Here is a 20,130-nt window from a genome sequence, read left to right on the forward strand (position 1 = left end):
GATTCTCAAGTATCAATTATGGTTAAAATGACATTTTTAACATTTTTTGCTGTTTTGTTTTTAAACTATTCGCATTTATAAAACTTAGGTGTAATTTAGTCAACTTGATGCGTTTAATTTTAAAACCATATTTAGGAGTCAATATGTCATCAAAAAAGTCAGTTGCGGAAATTATTATTGAAGTGTTATCTCAAGCGGGGGTTAAACATTGTTATGGTATTGTTGGAGATACCTTAAATCAAATTACGTCTGCTATCAAAAAAAGTGATATTGAATGGGTACATGTTCGTCATGAAGAAGTTGGTGCTTTTGCTGCAGGGGCTGAAGCTTATCTTACCGATCAAATAACCGCTTGTGCTGGTTCTTGTGGACCAGGAAGCCTACATTTTATAAATGGTATTTATGAAGCACAACGTAATAAAGTACCGTTGGTTTTACTGGCTAGCCAGTTAGTTACCTCTCAACAAGGAACTGATTTTCCGCAAGAGGTTGATTTTGAATCTATTTATAAAAACTGTTCTGTCTTTTGTCAGCAAATTTCGGATCCAACACAAGCACGACGAATTACTACAGCGGCTGTACAAGCAGCAATAAATCAACGAGGTGTTGCTGTTATAGTCATTCCTTATAATATAAGTTTAGTCAAAGTTGAAGATAATAGTGGACATAAAATTTTTCACCCGAAACCAGTAATTCGTCCATCTGATGAAGAGCTTGCACAAATCTCCGAAATTCTAAATAAAAACAGTAAAGTGGCAATATTTGCAGGTCATGGAGTATCAGAAGCTCATGATGAATTAGTTGCGTTAGCAAAAAAATTAAAGTCACCAATTGTTCATACTTCAAGAGCTAAAGATTTCGTCGAATATGATAATCCGTATAACGTTGGCATGACAGGGATGTTTGGTATGGAGTCTGGCGCAACGGCGATAAAAGAGTGTGATGTGCTTTTGATGTTTGGTGTTGATTTTGCGTGGTCACAATTTTATCCAGATGATGCAACAATTATTCAGGTAGATATCGATGCAACTCATCTTGGTCATCGCCATAGTGTAGATATTGGTGTTGTAGGTGCAAGTAAACCAACCCTAGCCGCTTTATTGCCATTAGTTAATGAAAAAGCAGACAGTGCATTTTTAGATAAATGTCGTGAATTACACACTAAAGCAATTGATAAATTAGGTAAGAAAGCGATACCATCAAAAACGGTTATTCACCCTCAATATTTAACCGAATTGATTGATAAATATGCCAATGATGATGCCGTACTATGTGCAGATGTTGGTTCTGCTATGGTTTGGGCTTGCCGTCATTTTTCAACCAATGGTAAAAGACGGACCGTTATTAGTTTAAAACATGGCACTATGGCCAATGCGATGCCACAAGCATTAGGTGTACAAAAAGCCTTTCCTAATCGTCAAGTCATTACCTTATCAGGAGATGGTGGTATTAGTATGTTGTTAGGCGATTTGTTAACCACAATCCAAGAAAACCTGCCAATCAAAGTTGTTGTACTTAATAATAGCTCACTTAACTTTGTCGAATTGGAACAAAAATCAGAAGGGCTTGTCGATCACTATACTGATTTAAAAAATCCTGATTTTGCTAAAGTAGCTGAAGCGATGGGATTATTTGCTATTCGTGTCGATAGTTCAGATTTGCTTGAAGCCGCAGTGCAATCATTTTTAGCTCACCCTGGACCTGCATTATTAGATGTTAAGACAAACGAATATGAATTAGTTATGCCGCCTGAAATTCATACTTCACAAGTAATGGGAATGGCGCTTTATAGTGTAAAAGCATCTTTGAGTGGCAAAATGAAAGATGTGGTTAATTTGTTGGTTGATAATTTTGTAAAAAAATAGACTAAGCAATAGATAAAAAAAAGTTGAGGAACGGGGTTTTTAGAGGGATTTTTACGATATCTGCCGCATTTTGCGGCAGATAAGTTGGATTAAAAACTAACAGCGCCTTCTTCAGCTGAAGATAAATTTTTTCTAACAACTGTATAAAGTTCTCGACCAAAACCTTTATGGGAATAGGTTAAATCGATTGGTGCTGGACTGCGTTTTGCGAGTTCACCTTCATCAACTAATAGTGTTATTTCACCGGTTTGACCATTGACTCTGATCATATCACCTTGTTCAACTTTGCTTAATAATCCACCGGCATAGGCTTCAGGTGTAACATGAATAGCTGCCGGTACTTTGCCTGATGCGCCAGATAGCCGTCCATCAGTTAATAACGCAACTTTATAGCCGCGATCTTGTAAAACACCCAATGGTGTTATTAATTTATGTAGCTCTGGCATACCGATAGCTTTTGGACCTTGATAACGAACAACTACAACACAGTCTTTGTTGAGGTTGCCAGCTTTATATTCTGCATCTAAATCATACTGACTATTAAAAACTACTGCAGGTGCTTCGATAATTTGGTGCTCAGCGGTAACTGCAGACGTTTTCATTATCGCTCTCCCTAAATTGCCAGACATCACTTTTAAGCCTCCATGAGAGTTGAAAGGTTTTTTTATTGAAGCAATCACATTTTCATCTAAAGATTCTTTAGGACCTTCGCGGAAGATGAGTTTACCATTTTCTAAAATTGGCTCTTTCGTGTAACGGCTCAGTCCATGGCCAACTACAGTTTCAACATCTTCATGTAACAAACCACCGGATAATAGTTCTCGGACCAATAATGAAGTTCCACCTGCTGCTTGGAAGTAGTTAATGTCGGCCGGCCCATTAGGGTATATTCGGCTCAATAACGGAACAACTGTTGATAAGTCTGAAATATCGTCCCAATTAATAACAATACCAGCCGCTTTAGCCATAGCGACAATGTGCATAGTCAAATTGGTTGAGCCACCTGTAGCTAAAAGCGCAACTAAACCATTAACAATTACTTTTTCATCCACCATTTTACCAACGGGCATATAGTTTCCTGATTGGTTAGTTAAACGAGTGATCTGTCTTGCAGCGGCATTGGTTAGTTCATTGCGTAATGTTGTTTCAGGGTGAACAAAAGCGGCTCCAGGTAAATGTAATCCCATTAACTCAATGACCATTTGGTTACTATTTGCCGTGCCATAAAACGTACAAGTTCCACTGGTATGGTATGAGGCTGATTCAGATTCTAATAAATCTTCGCGAGAAGCTTTTCCTTCTGAATAAAGTTGACGAATGCGAACTTTCTCTTTATTTGGTAAACCTGAAGGCATCGGTCCAGAAGGAACAAAGATAGCGGGTAAATGCCCAAAAGATAGGGCCCCAATAAATAATCCTGGTAAAATTTTATCGCAGACTCCTAGATACAGTGCGCCATCAAACATATTATGTGATAACCCAACGGCAACAGACATTGCAATTACATCTCGACTCATTAGCGAAATTTCCATACCCGGTTCGCCTTGGGTTACACCATCACACATAGCCGGTACCCCTCCAGCCATTTGGCCAACAGCGCCGACTTCATGTAGCACTTTTCGAATTTGTTCTGGATAAAATTCATAAGGTTTATGTGCTGATAACATATCGTTATAAGAACTGATAATACCGATATTACTTTTTAATATATTTTTAAGATCATTTTTCTCATCGAGGCAACAAGCGGCAAAGCCATGAGCTAAGTTACTACAAGGCAAACTTGCTCGGGTAACTTTCTTTAACATAGCATGTTCTATTTTTTGCAGATAAGCTTCACGTGTTGCTTTAGAGCGATTAATAATGCGCTGAGTTACAGCTAAAATAGTGGAATTCACATTAACCTCTTAGATTATATTTATTATAATTTCTGAACTTTTATAAATTTATTCACAATGACATATCGAATTAATAACCTTCATACTATCTTCAATAACACCATTTAGTGATTGTTCAATATTGATATCATAAACATCTTTTTCATTGGCTGTTGGTTCTTCTAATGCATCAAATTGCGACTGTAGCATTCCTGTTTTTTGATAATGTCCTTGGCGTTTAGCTAAACGTTGGGAAATAACATCAAAGCTTCCTTTTAAATAAATAAAGTGCACATTTTCATTTTCTCCACGAATAATGTCTCGATATTTTTCTTTTAATGCAGAGCAGATAATAATCGAAATATCATTGACATTACTCATTGCAAATGCAGCATTACTAATTAAGTTTAACCAAGGCATCCTGTCGTTATCATTTAGCGGGGTACCGCTACGCATTTTCAATATATTGGCTTTGGGATGTAAAAAGTCCCCATCTAAAAAAGCGGCATTTAGGTTATCGGCTATTTGTTTTGCAACAACCGATTTACCGCTACCTGATACACCCATGAATACGAAAACATTTTTCCTTTGTTGTGTCATTACGTTATTCTCCAAAATAACCTGTTACGGGTAACATTTTGACATTTTAATCCATTATTGCAATTCAAAAAAGTTGATTTTGTGATCTGGATCATACTTTGTTTTGGGTAAAGGTTTTTATCCCGATTTGGGATCTCAAGTTTATTTTAAAAAATAGATTTCGATCACAAAAATATAAAATCCTATTTGTTTTTTATTTCGAAAGTATTTAATCTTTCGATATTGTTTTTGTTTTCGAAAGTAATAACCTAAAACGTAATATCAAAAAGATAAAAAATGGAGAGTAAATATGAATAAATGTCAGCTTCTTTTCGAAGACAATCTTAAATTTGACAATGAGTTAGCCTTACTGACTTATTTAAGTCAACAGTTACAAAAAAAAGGGATTGTCAAACAGAGCCATTTGAAAGCTTTACTTGATCGGGAAGCATTATATCCAACCGGTATTTTGCTCGATGGCTATGCAGTGGCGATTCCACATTGTGAAGCTGAGCATGCTAACAGTCCTGCGATTTTTATTCTTCGCACCCAATCTCCGGTTTCATTTCAACGTGCAGATGACGATGGCACCGTTGATGTTTCATTGATTATTTCATTGGTAGTGACTTCACCGGCTGATCAACTATCACTGTTAAAAGCACTTTTTACCCATTTACAAGATAAAGAATTTTATCACTTTTTATTAAATCGCTCGCAAGACGAAGTGGCTGACCGTTTTAATGAAGTGATATTTAATCAATAAGTTGTTTAGGAGGCATTATGAAAAAAAAGATTATTGTTGCATGTGGTGGCGCAGTTGCGACGTCAACTTTAGCAGCAGAAGAGATAAAAGAGCTATGTAATGAAAATAATATTGAGCTCGATTTAGTGCAGTGTCGTATTAATGAAATTAATACCTTTATTGATGATGTCGACCTGATCTGTACGACGGCAAAAATGGATCAAACATTTGGCGATATTCCGATTGTGCATGGTATGCCTTTTGTGTCTGGCGTTGGTATTGAGCAGTTAAAAGCAAAAATATTGTCTATTTTAAAAGGATGAACCTATGTTTACTGAAATTATGCAGTACATCTTAGATTTGGGACCGTCTGTAATGCTACCCATTGTGATTATTCTGTTTTCACTTTCGCTAAGAATGAAAATTGGTGATGCATTAAAAGCCGGGATTCATATTGGGATTGGCTTTGTCGGTATTGGTTTGGTGGTTGGCTTATTAACCAGCTCAGTTGGGCCTGCAGCTCAAGCTATGGCAGAAAGATTTGATATCAGTTTGAATGTTGTCGATGTTGGTTGGCCTGGCGCAGCCCCTATGACGTGGGCATCGCAAATTGCGCTGGTTGCCATTCCCATTGCCATTGCAGTAAACATTGCCATGTTACTTTTAAGATTAACCCGTGTTGTTAATGTTGATATTTGGAACATTTGGCATATGACCTTCAGCGGGGCGCTGGTTTATATTGCAACCGGCTCTTACTGGCTAGGTATTGCTGGCGTGATTGTACATGCAATTATCGCTTATAAATTGGGGGATTGGTTTGCTAAAGATACCAAAGATTTTTTTGAGCTTGACGGCATTGCCGTGCCACATGGTACTTCGGCCTATTGTGGACCGATAGCGGTATTTGTCGATGCGGTGATTGAAAAAATACCCGGCATTAGAAAGATTAATTTCAATGCGGTAGATATGCAAAAAAGATTTGGCGCATTTGGCGAGCCCGTCACAGTTGGTTTATTTATGGGGATTTTATTAGGCGTATTAGCCGGTTATGGGGTGAAACAGACTTTACAACTTGCGATTCAAACCGCAGCGGTCATGCTATTAATGCCAAGAGTGATTAAACCTATTATGGACGGTTTAACCCCAATATCTAAACAAGCGCGTAAACATCTACAATCAAAATTTGGTGGGCAAGACTTCCTTATCGGCTTAGATCCGGCTCTATTATTGGGTCATTCAACCGTTGTTTCTGCCAGCTTAATTTTTATCCCATTAAGTATTTTTATTGCCATTGTGCTGCCCGGTAATGAAGTGCTTCCTTTTGGTGACTTAGCAACTATCGGCTTTTTTATCGCAATGGGTGTGGCGATTCATCAAGGCAATCTGTTTAGGATTATTATTTCCGGTTCAATCATTATTGCTATTACCTTATGGATTGCCACGCAAATGGTGCCATTAACCACTCAGCTTGCCGTCAATGCCGGTACCATTACTGCCGGTAATGGCATCTCGGTTGGCGCAATGGATCAAGGTGGTTCGCCAATTACCTATATCTTAGTTCAACTGGTTAATTTAAAACAACCGATCGGGTTTGCCTGCATTGGTCTCTTTTACCTGTTTTGCCTATTTTTGACCTGGCAACGCGCGCAAAAATACAAATTGTTATTAAAACAGCAACAGGTAGACGGTGCAAACAGCGTAAATAAGCAATAAAAAAGTCATTTTTTAAATCCATTAAGCAACGTTCACTGTCAAACCAGTGAACGTTAAAACAGCCACCTATTTGATTATTAACATAGGAAAATAATATGAAAGCAGTCGTTGTTAATGATGAGGGGACTTTATCTGTAGAAGATATTGAGATGCCCAAAATCACTTCACCAGATCAAATTCTGGTGAAAGTGGCGTATTGTGGGTTATGCGGTTCTGATATTCCACGTATTTTTCATCATGGTGCACATTTTTACCCAATCACACTTGGTCATGAATTTAGTGGCACGGTTGTCGAAATGGGCAGCGATGTGACAGAGTTTGAGATTGGTGATCTGATCTCTTGTGTACCTTTATTGCCTTGTTTTAAATGTGATGAGTGTCAAAAACATTACTATTCACTTTGTAAACACTACACCTTCGTTGGTTCAAGAATTACCGGCGGTTTGGCACAGTATATCGTCATAAATAAGAAAAATGCCTTTAAGTTACCGAAAAGTGTTAGCCCTATTGAAGGGGCATTTTTTGAGCCAATGACCGTTGGGATGCATGCACTATTATTGGCTGACGGTTGTCAAAATAAAAATGTAGTGATTGTTGGCGGCGGTACCATTGGTTTGCTTGCTATGCAGTGTGCCAAAGCGATGGGCGCTAAATTTGTTGCGGTATTAGATATTAATCAAGAGCGCTTAGATCTGGCTAAAAAACTAGGTGCTGATGCGGTTTATCACTCAAAAAATATGACAGCTTCAGCGATCTATGAAGCATTGATGCCACATCGATTTGATCAGGTGGTATTAGAAACCGCCGGCACGCCAGCGACAGTAAGCTTAGCCATTGAAATAGCTGGCGCTAGAGCCAAAGTTGGTTTGATTGGTACATTGCATCATGATGTGACCCTTTCAGAAAAAACGTTCGGAATGATTTTACGCAAAGAGCTTGAGATTTTAGGTAGCTGGATGAATTACTCAGCACCATGGCCTGGCAAAGAGTGGCAACTCGTTAGTCAGTTTTTTGTTGACGGTAAAATCAGGCTTGATGAGTTAATTGCTGGGGTGGGGGATTTTGATGAATTTACTCAGCAAGTTAGTGCGTTAAACGGTCATCCAATGAACGGTAAGATTTTATTAAATTGCATGTAATTATCTGAATTAAATCAGCCAATAAAAATGAGCGCTTATCTTTTGATTTTGTTTGTTATACACTGCTGAAAAATTTTCGAAAAAGGAAATATTATGAATGCAAGTGAAAGACGTCAACAAATAGTCGAACTTCTTAATACGAAAGGAACTGTTTTGGTTAGTGATTTATCAGGACAATATGATGTTTCGGAAGTGACAATCAGAACCGATCTTCGTTTGTTGGAAAAACAAGGGGTTTTGACTCGATTTCATGGCGGCGCAACCAAAATCATGAGTAAAGGCGATTTAAAATCATTTAAAGAGTTGCAATTAGAAGAACGTTATCAACGTTTTATAGAAGCCAAAAAACGCATTGCAATTGAAGCAGTTAAACATGTTAAAGAGGGGGATACCATTATTTTAGATAGTGGTAGTACCACAATGTTGATAGCTGAAGAGTTAGTAAAACTCAAGCATATCACTGTCATTACCAACAGTCTTACTTCTGCATTTATTTTATCGGATAACAGTGACATTATGTTATTTATGTGTGGTGGTACGCTGAGGCATAAGACCCGTTCTTTTCATGGAAAACTTGCTGAGCAATCGTTAGACGGCATTTCTGCTGATATTTTGTTTGTGGGTGCAGATGGAATAGATGCAAAAAGAGGAATAACAACGTTTAACGAAGGCTACACTATCAGTAGTGTGATGGCTAATGCGGCAAGGCAGGTTGTTGCGGTTTTAGATTCATCAAAATTTGGACGAAATGGCATTAATATCGTATTACCACTTAATAAACTAAGTACCATAATTACCGATACTGATGTCGATAACAGTTATAAACAACAATTTGAAGAAAAAGGCATTGGTTTTATAGCTGTTTAAATTTTTTAACTGGTGATTGTGTATCTTTTTGAACAAAGCTTAAAAGATCTTTTAGCTAAATAGTCGATTTTGGGTAATGAACGTAATGATAGCAATGGATTGTTGTTGGCTATTTGGTTGATTAATACTATTGAACTCATTTGATTATTTAAGCTTGTTATTTCTCCCAATGCTATGACTTTGCAATCAATACGTAGGTGAGAATATGATATTAACAATTACCATGAATCCTTCCGTGGATATCTCTTATCCACTCAATACGCTCCATATTAATGATATTAATCGTGTTGCCAATGTTAGAAAAACTGCTGGTGGTAAAGGACTCAATGTCACACGAGGTGTGAAGTTTTCCGGCATCGAGGTGTTAGCTTCCGGTATTGTTGGCGGTACAACAGGTGAATATATACAAAAACAGTTAGATAGTGACAATATCTACTACCATTTTTATGTTACCAAGCATGAATCACGAAATTGTATTGCAATACTACATGAAGGCAATCAAACCGAAATTCTCGAATCCGGGCCAACACTCGGACAAAAAGAGGTGGACGCCTTTTTAGCGCACTATCAAACGTTAATGGACAAAGCCAAAGTGATGACCATTTCCGGATCGCTGCCACAAGGTTTTCCGGTTGATTTTTATGCCACATTAATTCAAATCGCCAATAAAAAGGGCATTCCTGTTTTGCTAGATTCCTCCGGCAAGATGTTATTAGCTACGCTGGTGTCTGAACATAAACCTTACTTAATTAAGCCGAATAAAGATGAATTACAACAAATAATTCAAATGGATATTGATGTAAATGATACGGCTTCGTTGATTAAGGCGGTTGATCATCCACTGCTAAATGCAATCCCTTACATCATTATTTCACTGGGTAAAAATGGTGCTTTTGCGCGTTGTTATCAGCAATATTATCAAGTTTCAATCCCTAAAATTAATGTTGTCAATCCGGTTGGATCTGGCGATGTAACGTTAGCGGGGCTTGCGGTGAGTATCCATGAAAACGAATCGATAGAAACCATGCTCAAACGGGCGATGACAATGGGCATGTTAAATGCCATGGAATCGCAAACCGGGTTTGTGAATATGCACAATTATGATGATTATTTTCAACAAGTTATTGTTAACCAAATTTATTAAATATCAAGATTAATTCAGGAGTTATTATGTATCTTATTTCAAGTCAAGAGATGTTAAAAAAAGCGCAACGTGAAAATTATGCTGTTCCGGCATTTAATATTCATAACCTTGAAACAATTCAAGTTGTGATTGATACCGCAAAACAGTTGCAGTCGCCGGTTATATTAGCCGCCACCCCCGGCACTTATCGTTATGCCGGCACAGAGTATTTAATCAATATTTGTAAAACAGCGGCCCAAATTAAGCATTTCCCGTTTGCTTTGCATCTTGATCACCATGAAGATGTCGATGATATCCAAGCCAAAATTGCCGGCGGCATTCGCTCAATTATGATCGATGCTTCACATCATCCCTTTGAAGAAAATATTGACATTGTGCGTAAAATGGTCGAATTTAGTCATAAATTTAATGCCAGTGTTGAAGCTGAATTAGGGCGTCTGGGCGGACAAGAAGACGATCTTATCGTGGATGATAAAGACAGTGCCTTTACCGATCCGGATGCGGCAAGGGAATATGTCGAGCGCACTGGCATCGATTCTTTAGCGGTGGCAATTGGATCCGCTCATGGGATGTATAAAGGTGAGCCTAAATTGGATTTTGATCGATTAGCCAAAATACGCGAAAAAGTTGCCATTCCATTGGTGTTGCATGGCGCTTCGGGAATACCTGAAGCAATGGTGAAAAAATCGATTTCATTAGGTATCTGTAAAGTGAATGTGGCAACTGAATTAAAAATTGCTTTTTCAGATGCGTTGAAACAATACTTTCAAGCGCAACCGGATGCTAACGATCCAAGGCACTACATGCAACCAGCTAAACTGGCAATGGCGAAAATTGTGGAAGATAAAATCCGTATTTGTGGAAGTGCAGGTAAATTATGATATGAAAGCTAAAGGTATTTTGTTTGATTTAGATGGAACTTTGGTGAACTCTCTACCAGCAGTTGAACGCTGCTGGTTGAAATTTGCTCAGCGGCATCATTTAGATGCCACTCAGGTATTAACAACCATTCATGGGCGTAAAGCTATCGATAATATTAAGCTGTTTTTACCTGATCAGCCCGCTAGTTTGATTGAGCAAGAATATCATTGGATGGAGCAATTAGAGTCAAATGATGTACAAGGGATTGATGAAATACCGGGCGCAAGCGATTTTCTGCGGCAATTATCATCAATGAATATCCCTTGGGGGATTGTTACTTCCGGCACTAAAATTGTGGCTGAAGCAAGATTTAGTTTGCTACAGGTTACCAAACCGGCGGTATTTATCACCGGCGAAATGGTGGTTAACACCAAACCAGCGCCGGACGGCTATTTGCAAGGCGCAAAACTATTAGGTTTAGCTGCCAGTTCGTGTATTGTTTTTGAAGATTCCGCTGCGGGCATTGAGTCAGCAAATAAGGCTAATTGTCAGGTGATTGGTGTCAATACGTCTAATTTGATTAATCATCATGCTCAGCTAACTATCGATAACTTTAATGATCTGATTGTTGAAAAAATCACAGGTAGCGATCAATTCATTATTAATAAAAAAACGTTTTGCTAATAGGATAACACCCGGCAACCTGCTTTTGCTCCACACAAGCGCAATCTATTTAACCGTCTTTAGATTGAAAGCATACAAAATTTAGCATAAATTTATGCATACTTTCAATCAGATAAAGGTTATTGCGTTGCCTTACTCATCGCTTGTTTAAAGGTTGAAAAAGTACAAAAGCCCTGCATGTTAATTGGGAAATTCCCCATTTCTAACGTCACTTTAGGTGGTGGGTTTCGCCGGTTTAATTTGGTTAAATGACGAATTTGAACGGTGGATTGATAAAAATATTCAATTTTCATCATCACTGGTCGCTTGGAATAATAGTAAAGAAGAAAGTTATTGAATCGCGGAAGCGTTTCAATAACTTATGTATGAATAAATTAATTAATTTGCGTTTGATTGTCTGGTTTTTTCAAGCGATTAACAAACATCATCACGATAAAAGCAATAACGGTTAAATAAATAATGAATATCCCATATGTTGATAACATATCGACAAATGAGCGTCCTCGTATACCTATATCGCGGAAAAAGCGGAAGAGCCAAACTAATGGAAATGCGTGGCTGACATAAAATGCCCAGATTGGCATAATGCCTACTGCCATGGTTGAACCGCCCATGATAAATCCTGGTGGAACAAGGAAAATCATTCTGCTAGCACCTTCACCAGGATGGTTGGTATTCCAAGATAATAGGAAACCTAACCAGCCAAAAGCGAGTCCAGTCATAAATACGCTAGGTACAAAAATAAAGTAATTACCGTCAAAGCGTAATTGTCCAAATAAAACCAGTATTGCAGTAATTAAAGTTAAAGCAGTGGTATAAAATAGGGCATAAGGCACGGTTCTCGCTAATAGTGGTACAAAACCACGTTCTATTACGGTATTCCACATCCCCATTGTTTTTAATCGGCCAATTATCATTAATGATGTTAATCCATACGTTAATGACGAGAAGAAGTAAACGAAATAGATTATAGTGGATATTGTTGATGAACTAGATGGATTAAACATGGTCCTAGTTTTCAATTGCATTGGTGATAAGGTTGCTTCAGTTGCTTCTCTTCCAAGTCCTAATGCTGCAACTTTACCAACGCTCAATTCAGCACCCGATTCAGGAATGATTTCATTAAGACTTTGCATTACCTTGGCATTTTGTGCGTCATTTGAATCATCAGCAAAATAACCTAATTTAACGGTTTGATCCCCTTTTTTTAGAGACTTTTCAAGTCCTTTAGGAATATATAACACTCCTAAATTACGGTCGTGTGATACTAATGTAATTGGATTTATTGGTGAGCGAATTACTTCTGTTATTTCAATAAATGGTGAAGTATTTACTTTACTGATTAATTCAGTTGAGTAATTGGAACCATCAAGATCAATAACAGCAATTTTTCCTTCAAAAACTGAACCATGGCTTAGCACAATTGAAAAAACAAGTGATACGATAGCCGCTAAACCTAAGCACACTTTATAATATGGAATGAAGTGGCCAGATAACATAGCATCAAGCTCTTCAAGCATAGATTTAATGATGTTTTGCATCATTGATCAACCTCAATTGTCATACCAGTTAATAAATGCGGTATAGGTTCTATATAAATTCTGACTTGATAAGATGTTAAATCTGCCTGACCTCGTTCCCGAGTCATTCGTAAATCAGCAAATGAAGGCGCCGCGGTTGCAAAACGGACAGTACCTTTTACTGTTTTGTCCAGAGCAATCACATTAGCTTTTACTTTAGTTTCAGGTTGATAATCATTAACCATTTTTTCGTTAACATAGATGTCAACATATTTACGGTCTGTTTCTAACAATACTGCTGGTGCGCCAGCAGGCACCATTTCACCATCTTCAAACATTAGTTTTAGTACTTTTCCATCTTCTGGTGCAACTAATGTAAGGCGGCTATAATTTACTTTCAGTTGCTTTAAATCAGCTTCGGCTTGTGCGAGTTGAGCACGGATTTGAGCAAGCTGATTTTGGCGATTTTGCAGTTTTTGTCTAGCAATAGTAATCGACTGCAATGTCATTCCCGTTGCATTTCTAGTTTGTTCAAACTGGGTGATTTGCTCAGGTGATGCACCAATCATCAATGTTGATAATTGACTTTCAATCTGTACAACTTGCATTTTTGAATTAATGTAGGCATTGCGTGCAGCATCAAGTTGTGATTGTGAAGTACCTCCAGTTTTTCTTAATTGAGTATGACGTTGAAATTCAGTATTAGCTAAGTCTCGAGAAGATATTGCAGCCTCTAAGTTTGCTTTAACTTCTTCTATTTTCCGCCATGTTGATAATTCATTGAGGTTAGTTTCATTTTCAGTGATTTCGATTGCTGCTTGTTCTTGATTAACTGCGGCTGTTTGACTATCAACTAGCGCTTGTAAGCGATCTATTGATAGCTGCGTATCAGTATCTTCAAGTTGCATTAATGGATCGCCTTTTTTTACAAATTGTGATTCTTGGACAAACCGTTTAATGACTTTGCCACCTACATTTTGAAATGCAACATTGATTTCATCAGCAGTTAATACGCCTGATTTGATACTTTTAGCAACAGTTACTGCATCGTTCCTTGAACCAAGACAAATCAATGTTGATCCAATTAGAAGTAGCAATAAAAATATAGCAGGAATTTTAATGTTTTTTGGTAAATCTAAGTTTAGTTTATTTTTCATTTATTTAGTCAGCTAAGTATATTGTTAAAATATCATGATTTTTAGTGATTAAAAGCAATTATTTACGTAATAATTTACGTAACATTGCAATTAAAGATTCCTGCTCTTGTGCATTTAAAACCTGAGCAAAAGCACGAATCGATTTTAAGTGATTAGGTAGCGCTTTTTGTATAAGATTTACACCAGTTGTGGTGAGCCTGATTAGTCGAGAACGACCATCTTCCCCACTTTTCGTCATCGATATTAGAGGATCTTGCGCAGCTAACATCCGTTTAACCATTACTGAGACAGTTGCAGGAGTGACGCCAACTTTCAATGCTAGCTCGCTAGCGCAGGTTTCACCTTCACTATACAATGACATTAGCAATGCAAATTTTCCTTCAGAAACATCATAATCTTTTGCAAGTTGTGCATAAATATTAGAACGAATTAAATCGGCAGTAGTAATTAAACTTAGGACCAGATCAACGCCTGAAACCTCGATAATTTCATCATTAAAACTTTGTGCTTTTGCTAAAGTTTCGCGCGAAGGAAGTATTCTTGAGTTGTAATTCAATTGCTTTACCTAATTTATTTAGTCGGCTAATTATACTGGTTTGTCCTAAAATGGCAATTGTTTTTTTACTTTAGTTTAAGAGGTTGATCTCATTAATTTGTTAATTTTCATTGATATTTAGTTAGTCAATAATGATAACTTATTGTTTTAAAGCTTATTATTTAATCTACTACTAAAGTGGTAATCCTTGAGGGTAATTATATTCTATTTAAAGTTCCTTAAAATATCGTATAGATAAAAATTAAATAATTGAATTAAAAATAAATTTGGAGCTTTTTATGAGTAAAACCAATCTCGTTATTATAGGCAATGGGATGGTTGGACATCGTTTTGTCGAAGAAATTATCGAAAAAATGCAGTCTGATAATTTTAAAATTACCATCTTTTGCCAAGAACCAAGAGTAGCTTACGATCGTGTTCATCTTTCTTCCTATTTTTCAGGCCATACTGCAGAAGCACTGTCTTTAGTTCGGGAAGGCTTGTACCAAGAAAATGATATTAATATTTTACTTAATGAACGGGTTATTTTGATTAATCGCCAACGTAAAGAGGTGCATTCACAAACTGGGCGTATTGTTTCTTATGATAAGTTGATTATTGCAACGGGCTCTTATCCATGGGTTCCTCCAATTAAAGGTGCTGAAGGGGCGAATTGTTTTGTTTATCGTACCATTGAAGATCTCGATGCGATTCGTGATTGTGCTAGTAATTGTAAAATAGGTGCAGTTGTCGGTGGTGGTTTACTTGGACTTGAAGCTGCTGGTGCATTGAAAAACTTAGGAGTTGAAACTCATGTTGTCGAATTTGCTCCAGTCTTAATGTCAGAGCAACTTGATGCAATGGGTGGTGATCAACTGCGTAGAAAAATCGAAGAGATGGGAGTTGGAGTTCATACAAGCAAAAATACTCAAGAAATTATTCATACCCCATCAGGTAAAGTTATGCAATTTTCTGATGGTTCATCACTTGAAATTGATTTTATTGTTTTTTCAACTGGCATCCGTCCCAATGACCAATTAGCTAAAGCGTGTGAATTAGATATTGGACCTAGAGGAGGTATCGTTATTAACGATTATTGCCAAACTTCAGATCCGGATATTTATGCCATAGGTGAATGCGCCTGTTGGCAAGGTAAAGTTTACGGTTTAGTTGCACCTGGTTACAAAATGGCACAAGTTGCCTTAGCACATTTAATCGGTGAAAGCGCTAAATTTGAAGGTGCCGATATGAGTGCTAAACTCAAATTAATGGGAGTCGACGTTGGTAGTATTGGTGATGCAAAGGCTAAAACAATAGCTAGCAGAAGCTATGTTTATTTAGATGAAAGTGTACCAGTTTATAAAAAGTTAGTGGTATCTAATGATAATAAAAAACTATTAGGTGCTGTTTTAGTTGGTGATACATCTGATTATAGTAACTTGCTGCAACTGATGCTTAATGATATGGATTTACCTGAACATCCTGATTCTCTAATTTTACCATCACATGCAGGTGCTAAGCCTGCATTAGGCGCTGACGCATTACCTGATAGTGCACAAATATGTTCTTGTTTTGATGTGACAAAGGCAAAAATTGTTCAAGCTATTCATGCTGGTTGTCATACTGTTGCTGCAATTAAAGCTGAAACTAAAGCAGGTAGTGGATGTGGTGGTTGTATACCACTAGTAACGCAAATCCTTAATTTGGAATTAGCGAAACAAGGTATTGAAGTAAGCCATGCACTTTGTGAACATTTTAAATATTCTCGGCAAGAGCTTTTTCACTTAATTCGTGTTGAAGGATTAACTTCCTTTGATGAAGTGATAAAAAAGCATGGTACCGGCTATGGCTGTGAAGTTTGTAAACCAACAGTTGGATCTATATTAGCTTCATGTTGGAATAATTATATTCTTAAACCAGATCTTGTACCGTTACAAGATAGTAATGATATCTTTTTAGGTAATATTCAAAAAAATGGTACTTATTCAATTATTCCTCGTAGTGCTGGTGGTGAAATTACTCCAGAAGGATTGATTGCGGTTGGTCAGATTGCTAAGAAATACAATCTCTATTCAAAAATTACTGGTTCACAACGTATAGCGTTGTTTGGTGCGCAAAAAGATGATCTTCCTGCTATCTGGAAAGAACTGATTGATGCTGGTTTTGAGAGTGGTCACGCTTACGCTAAGGCATTACGTATGGCAAAAACTTGCGTAGGTAGCACTTGGTGTCGGTTTGGGGTAGGAGATAGTGTTAGTTTAGGTGTCGAATTAGAAAACCGCTATAAAGGTATTCGAGCGCCTCATAAATTCAAACTTGGTGTTTCAGGTTGTACCCGTGAATGTGCCGAAGCTCAGGGTAAGGATATTGGCGTTATTGCAACTGAAAAAGGTTGGAATCTTTATGTTTGTGGTAATGGTGGTATGAAACCTCGTCATGCCGATCTTTTAGCTGCAGATTTAGATCGAGAAACCCTTATTCGCTACCTAGACCGTTTCCTTATGTTCTATATTCGTACAGCGGATAAATTACAACGGACTTCTGTCTGGTTTGAAAACCTTGAGGGTGGGATCGAATATTTGCGTAGTGTCATTATTGATGACAAATTAGGTATCAATGACGACCTTGAAAAAGAGATGGCTCGCATTCGTAAGCTTTTTGTTTGTGAATGGAAAGAAACTGTTAATAATCCAGAAGCACAAATCCGGTTTGCTCATTTTATTAATAGTCCTAAACGAGACGATAATGTTCAGTTTGTACCTGAGCGACAACAACATCGTCCCGCCACCCTTGAAGAACGTCAAGTTATGTCAGGAGAGTAGATTATGAGTCAATGGGTAACTATCTGTAAAATTGAAGATATTTTTCCTGAAACAGGAGTTTGTGCTTTAGTTGGTAAAGAGCATGTCGCTGTTTTTCGTCCTTTTCATTCTGACGAGCTTTATGCGATTAGTAATATTGATCCTTTTGCTAATGCTAGTGTGCTTTCTAGGGGGATTATTTGTGAGCATCAAAATGAATTATGGGTTGCTAGTCCTCTGAAAAAACAACGCTTTCGTTTAAAAGATGGTTATTGTTTTGAAAATGCAAGTTATTCCATCGCACACTATGAGGTCAAAATTGATAATGATGGATTTGTTAAAGTTAAATTTAACTAATAAATAAAAATAGGAATAATAAATGTATACAGAAACAATTAATAAATGTGCTGTTAATGCAGCACGTATTGTTAAATTAGCTAAAACCAATCCTATAGGGTTTTGGCTAAGTTCTGCTATGGCTGGTGCTTATGTTGGTCTGGGTATCATATTAATTTTTACGCTGGGTAATTTGCTTGATGCCTCAGTTAGACCTTTAGTTATGGGAGCAACATTTGGAATTGCATTAACTTTAGTTGTTATAGCAGGCTCGGAGTTATTTACTGGGCATACCATGTTTTTAACATTTGGTGTTCAAGCTAAAAAGATTACACACTTTCAAATGTGGTGGGTATTACCACAAACGTGGCTAGGCAATTTACTGGGATCTATTTTTGTTGCTGCTTTATTTTATTGGGCGGCAAGCCCATTATTGGCAACAGATACTTCCCTTATACATACTGCGGCATTAGCAAAAACATCCACTCCCGCAATGGCTCTATTTTTTCGTGGAATTTTATGTAATTGGTTAGTTTGTTTAGCTATTTGGATGGCAAATCGAGTTGAAGGTTCAGCCAAATTTATTGCTATATGGTGGTGTTTATTGGCATTTATTGCTTGTGGGTATGAGCATAGTGTTGCTAATATGACGTTATTTTCTCTTTCTTGGTTTGGAAATCATACTGATGCCTATACTTTAGGTGGTATTGGGCATAACTTGTTATGGGTTTCATTGGGTAATTTAGTATCTGGAGCACTGTTTATGGGCTTAGGATATTGGTTTTCAACACCTAAAGCAGATCGACCTTAATCATTATTGAATAAGGTTGTAATTGTTTAGCTTACTGTTTTTAAGAATTATTGGATTATTAACAGTAAATTTTTTAGATCAATAAGATATTAATGGTTGTTTTTAAAGTCTATGGATTATTTACCTTTATTTTGTAAATTAGAAAACCGTGATTGCTTATTAGTTGGTGGTGGGGAAATAGCCGAGCGTAAAGCTCGGTTATTGCTTGAAGCTGGCGCAAATTTAACTGTCAATGCTCTTGAATTTACTCAGCAATTTGTCTGTTGGCAAGAACAAAAACAATTGGTTTTAATACAAGGTGAATTTGATACACAACTACTCGATAATAAATGGTTAGTTATTGCTGCAACAGATTGTCAACAAACCAATCAGCAAGTCAGTATAGAATCAGAAAAGCGACGTATTTTTTGCAATATCGTTGATTCACCTAAAGGTGCTAGTTTTATTATGCCTTCTATTATTGATCGCTCTCCAATAATGGTTGCGATATCTTCAGAAGGTCATGCTCCTGTATTGGCACGGTTATTACGTGAAAAATTAGAAGCGATTTTACCGCAAAATATTGGAAAACTAGCGAAATATGCTGGTTATTTACGTAATAAAGTAAAAGCAACTTATCAAAGCATGACTGAACGTAGAAGATTCTGGGAAAAGCTATTTACACATGATAGGTTAGCTCAAGCTATAGCTAATAATGATTCAGAAAAAGTTGAAATGTTAACTAATGAATTATTTGAAGAGCCAGTTGATTATCGAGGTGAAGTGGTTTTAGTTGGTGCCGGTCCGGGTGACCCAGGGTTGTTGACATTAAAAGCTCTTCAACAAATTCAACAAGCCGATATTATTGTTTACGATCGATTAGTATCCGATGAAATAATGAATTTAGCTCGACGAGATGCTCAGCGAATTTTTGTCGGTAAGCGGCCTGGTTTTCATTGTGTGCCACAAGAACAAATTAACCAAATATTACTTGAGCAAGCCCAAAAAGGGTTGCGAGTAGTAAGACTTAAAGGTGGTGACCCCTTCATTTTTGGTCGAGGCGGAGAGGAGCTTGAAACACTATTTGATGCTAATATTCCTTTTTCGTTAGTACCAGGAATTACAGCTGCTTCAGGATGCTCAGCTTATAGTGGAATACCATTAACTCATCGTGATTATGCTCATAGTGTTCGTTTAATTACGGGGCATTTGAAAGATGGCTCGCATTTGGATTGGCAAAGTTTAGCTGCTGAAAAACAGACTCTCGTTTTTTATATGGGGTTATCACAAGCAGAAAATATTAAAACACAATTAATTAAACATGGTATGGATAGTAATATACCTGTGGCTATAGTAGAAGAAGGTACAAAAGCCAATCAGAAAGTTGTAGAGGGATTGTTATGTGATCTTACTCAACTTGCATTACATGCTTGTAGTCCTAGTTTAATTATTATTGGACGTGTAGTTGCATTACGCAAAAAGTTAAATTGGTTTTCTAAACTTTAATGTTAGATAAAGTGAAG

At 37.2% G+C, this 20,130-nt stretch carries 19 protein-coding genes; 13 read left to right on the forward strand and 6 right to left on the reverse strand.

From position 1 onward, the window contains the following. The first annotated feature begins 143 nt into the window (after window positions 1-143). Window positions 144-1,865 (forward strand): thiamine pyrophosphate-dependent enzyme, encoded by a 1,722-nt coding sequence (locus J3U18_RS08265; RefSeq protein ID WP_065562929.1) that lies wholly within the window; start codon window positions 144-146, stop codon window positions 1,863-1,865. An 89-nt stretch (window positions 1,866-1,954) separates the two neighbouring features. On the opposite strand, the gene edd is transcribed toward J3U18_RS08265, so the two are convergent. Beyond that, the gene (edd, locus tag J3U18_RS08270; RefSeq protein ID WP_267353588.1) at window positions 1,955-3,760 is read right to left on the reverse strand and encodes a phosphogluconate dehydratase; all 1,806 of its coding nucleotides are present in this window, start codon (window positions 3,758-3,760) and stop codon (window positions 1,955-1,957) included. Window positions 3,761-3,808: 48 nt separating this feature from the next. Beyond that, window positions 3,809-4,339, reverse strand: a complete 531-nt coding sequence (locus J3U18_RS08275) for a gluconokinase, GntK/IdnK-type (RefSeq protein WP_267353590.1) — start codon at window positions 4,337-4,339, stop codon at window positions 3,809-3,811. Window positions 4,340-4,628: 289 nt separating this feature from the next. On the opposite strand from J3U18_RS08275, the gene gatA reads away from it, so the two are divergent. The 8 genes from gatA to J3U18_RS08315 all read left to right on the forward strand — a co-directional run bounded on the left by gatA (window position 4,629) and on the right by J3U18_RS08315 (window position 11,468). Then, a complete protein-coding gene (gene gatA, locus J3U18_RS08280; RefSeq protein ID WP_267353591.1) occupies window positions 4,629-5,081 on the forward strand; it encodes a PTS galactitol transporter subunit IIA in 453 nt (150 codons plus the stop codon). 17 nt (window positions 5,082-5,098) lie between these two features. Next, the gene (gatB, locus tag J3U18_RS08285) at window positions 5,099-5,383 is read left to right on the forward strand and encodes a PTS galactitol transporter subunit IIB (RefSeq protein WP_065734968.1); all 285 of its coding nucleotides are present in this window, start codon (window positions 5,099-5,101) and stop codon (window positions 5,381-5,383) included. Window positions 5,384-5,387: 4 nt separating this feature from the next. Next, the gene (locus J3U18_RS08290; protein ID WP_267353593.1) at window positions 5,388-6,773 is read left to right on the forward strand and encodes a PTS galactitol transporter subunit IIC; all 1,386 of its coding nucleotides are present in this window, start codon (window positions 5,388-5,390) and stop codon (window positions 6,771-6,773) included. Window positions 6,774-6,868: 95 nt separating this feature from the next. Beyond that, entirely contained in the window at window positions 6,869-7,912 is a 1,044-nt protein-coding gene (locus J3U18_RS08295) for an alcohol dehydrogenase catalytic domain-containing protein (RefSeq protein WP_220218656.1), read from the forward strand. Window positions 7,913-8,005: 93 nt separating this feature from the next. Further along, complete coding sequence (locus J3U18_RS08300) at window positions 8,006-8,779, forward strand: DeoR/GlpR family DNA-binding transcription regulator (RefSeq protein ID WP_267329614.1); 774 nt, start codon at window positions 8,006-8,008, stop codon at window positions 8,777-8,779. A 205-nt stretch (window positions 8,780-8,984) separates the two neighbouring features. After that, window positions 8,985-9,923, forward strand: a complete 939-nt coding sequence (locus J3U18_RS08305; RefSeq protein ID WP_267353595.1) for a hexose kinase — start codon at window positions 8,985-8,987, stop codon at window positions 9,921-9,923. A 26-nt stretch (window positions 9,924-9,949) separates the two neighbouring features. Then, complete coding sequence (locus J3U18_RS08310; RefSeq protein ID WP_267336174.1) at window positions 9,950-10,804, forward strand: tagatose bisphosphate family class II aldolase; 855 nt, start codon at window positions 9,950-9,952, stop codon at window positions 10,802-10,804. A 1-nt stretch (window position 10,805) separates the two neighbouring features. Beyond that, on the forward strand, window positions 10,806-11,468 hold the full coding sequence (locus J3U18_RS08315; protein WP_267353597.1) for an HAD-IA family hydrolase: 663 nt from the start codon (window positions 10,806-10,808) through the stop codon (window positions 11,466-11,468). 119 nt (window positions 11,469-11,587) lie between these two features. Here J3U18_RS08315 and J3U18_RS08320 read toward each other — a convergent pair whose 3' ends face one another. The 4 genes from J3U18_RS08320 to J3U18_RS08335 form a co-directional block, all read right to left on the reverse strand. Continuing rightward, window positions 11,588-11,764 carry a hypothetical protein gene (locus tag J3U18_RS08320; RefSeq protein ID WP_176713967.1) on the reverse strand — a complete coding sequence of 59 codons (177 nt, stop codon included), beginning with the start codon at window positions 11,762-11,764 and terminating at the stop codon, window positions 11,588-11,590. A 78-nt stretch (window positions 11,765-11,842) separates the two neighbouring features. Next, complete coding sequence (locus tag J3U18_RS08325) at window positions 11,843-13,012, reverse strand: ABC transporter permease (protein ID WP_218060058.1); 1,170 nt, start codon at window positions 13,010-13,012, stop codon at window positions 11,843-11,845. After that, entirely contained in the window at window positions 13,009-14,145 is a 1,137-nt protein-coding gene (locus J3U18_RS08330; RefSeq protein WP_267330559.1) for an HlyD family secretion protein, read from the reverse strand. The genes J3U18_RS08325 and J3U18_RS08330 overlap by 4 nt, the downstream gene beginning before the upstream one ends. A gap of 58 nt (window positions 14,146-14,203) precedes the next feature. Continuing rightward, window positions 14,204-14,701 (reverse strand): MarR family winged helix-turn-helix transcriptional regulator, encoded by a 498-nt coding sequence (locus J3U18_RS08335; RefSeq protein ID WP_065562925.1) that lies wholly within the window; start codon window positions 14,699-14,701, stop codon window positions 14,204-14,206. Between the two features lie 278 nt (window positions 14,702-14,979). On the opposite strand from J3U18_RS08335, the gene nirB reads away from it, so the two are divergent. The 4 genes from nirB (at window position 14,980) to cysG (ending at window position 20,113) form a co-directional block, all read left to right on the forward strand. Continuing rightward, complete coding sequence (gene nirB / locus J3U18_RS08340; RefSeq protein ID WP_267353599.1) at window positions 14,980-17,502, forward strand: nitrite reductase large subunit NirB; 2,523 nt, start codon at window positions 14,980-14,982, stop codon at window positions 17,500-17,502. 3 nt (window positions 17,503-17,505) lie between these two features. Further along, window positions 17,506-17,838, forward strand: coding sequence for a nitrite reductase small subunit NirD (nirD, locus tag J3U18_RS08345; RefSeq protein WP_267353601.1), 333 nt, complete (start codon window positions 17,506-17,508; stop codon window positions 17,836-17,838). Between the two features lie 22 nt (window positions 17,839-17,860). Then, on the forward strand, window positions 17,861-18,628 hold the full coding sequence (gene nirC, locus J3U18_RS08350) for a nitrite transporter NirC (RefSeq protein ID WP_065562922.1): 768 nt from the start codon (window positions 17,861-17,863) through the stop codon (window positions 18,626-18,628). Window positions 18,629-18,739: 111 nt separating this feature from the next. Then, window positions 18,740-20,113 carry a siroheme synthase CysG gene (gene cysG / locus J3U18_RS08355; RefSeq protein ID WP_267353603.1) on the forward strand — a complete coding sequence of 458 codons (1,374 nt, stop codon included), beginning with the start codon at window positions 18,740-18,742 and terminating at the stop codon, window positions 20,111-20,113. Window positions 20,114-20,130 lie beyond the last annotated feature (17 nt).

Origin of the sequence: Gilliamella sp. B3482, from assembly GCF_026536805.1 — a bacterium.
In the GTDB taxonomy this organism is placed as follows: Bacteria; Pseudomonadota; Gammaproteobacteria; order Enterobacterales; family Orbaceae; genus Gilliamella; species Gilliamella apicola_E.

Excerpts from the sequence above, each read along its gene's own strand:
- J3U18_RS08310 (WP_267336174.1), top strand. The coding sequence starts at position 9,950 with ATGTATCTTATTTCAAGTCAAGAGATGTTAAAAAAAGCGCAACGTGAA.
- J3U18_RS08305 (WP_267353595.1), top strand. The coding sequence starts at position 8,985 with ATGATATTAACAATTACCATGAATCCTTCCGTGGATATCTCTTATCCA.
- J3U18_RS08320 (WP_176713967.1), bottom strand. The coding sequence starts at position 11,764 with ATGATGAAAATTGAATATTTTTATCAATCCACCGTTCAAATTCGTCAT.
- J3U18_RS08275 (WP_267353590.1), bottom strand. The coding sequence starts at position 4,339 with ATGACACAACAAAGGAAAAATGTTTTCGTATTCATGGGTGTATCAGGT.
- J3U18_RS08315 (WP_267353597.1), top strand. The coding sequence starts at position 10,806 with ATGAAAGCTAAAGGTATTTTGTTTGATTTAGATGGAACTTTGGTGAAC.
- nirB (WP_267353599.1), top strand. The coding sequence starts at position 14,980 with ATGAGTAAAACCAATCTCGTTATTATAGGCAATGGGATGGTTGGACAT.
- J3U18_RS08300 (WP_267329614.1), top strand. The coding sequence starts at position 8,006 with ATGAATGCAAGTGAAAGACGTCAACAAATAGTCGAACTTCTTAATACG.
- J3U18_RS08330 (WP_267330559.1), bottom strand. The coding sequence starts at position 14,145 with ATGAAAAATAAACTAAACTTAGATTTACCAAAAAACATTAAAATTCCT.
- gatB (WP_065734968.1), top strand. The coding sequence starts at position 5,099 with ATGAAAAAAAAGATTATTGTTGCATGTGGTGGCGCAGTTGCGACGTCA.
- nirC (WP_065562922.1), top strand. The coding sequence starts at position 17,861 with ATGTATACAGAAACAATTAATAAATGTGCTGTTAATGCAGCACGTATT.
- J3U18_RS08265 (WP_065562929.1), top strand. The coding sequence starts at position 144 with ATGTCATCAAAAAAGTCAGTTGCGGAAATTATTATTGAAGTGTTATCT.
- gatA (WP_267353591.1), top strand. The coding sequence starts at position 4,629 with ATGAATAAATGTCAGCTTCTTTTCGAAGACAATCTTAAATTTGACAAT.
- nirD (WP_267353601.1), top strand. The coding sequence starts at position 17,506 with ATGAGTCAATGGGTAACTATCTGTAAAATTGAAGATATTTTTCCTGAA.
- cysG (WP_267353603.1), top strand. The coding sequence starts at position 18,740 with ATGGATTATTTACCTTTATTTTGTAAATTAGAAAACCGTGATTGCTTA.
- J3U18_RS08325 (WP_218060058.1), bottom strand. The coding sequence starts at position 13,012 with ATGATGCAAAACATCATTAAATCTATGCTTGAAGAGCTTGATGCTATG.
- J3U18_RS08295 (WP_220218656.1), top strand. The coding sequence starts at position 6,869 with ATGAAAGCAGTCGTTGTTAATGATGAGGGGACTTTATCTGTAGAAGAT.
- J3U18_RS08290 (WP_267353593.1), top strand. The coding sequence starts at position 5,388 with ATGTTTACTGAAATTATGCAGTACATCTTAGATTTGGGACCGTCTGTA.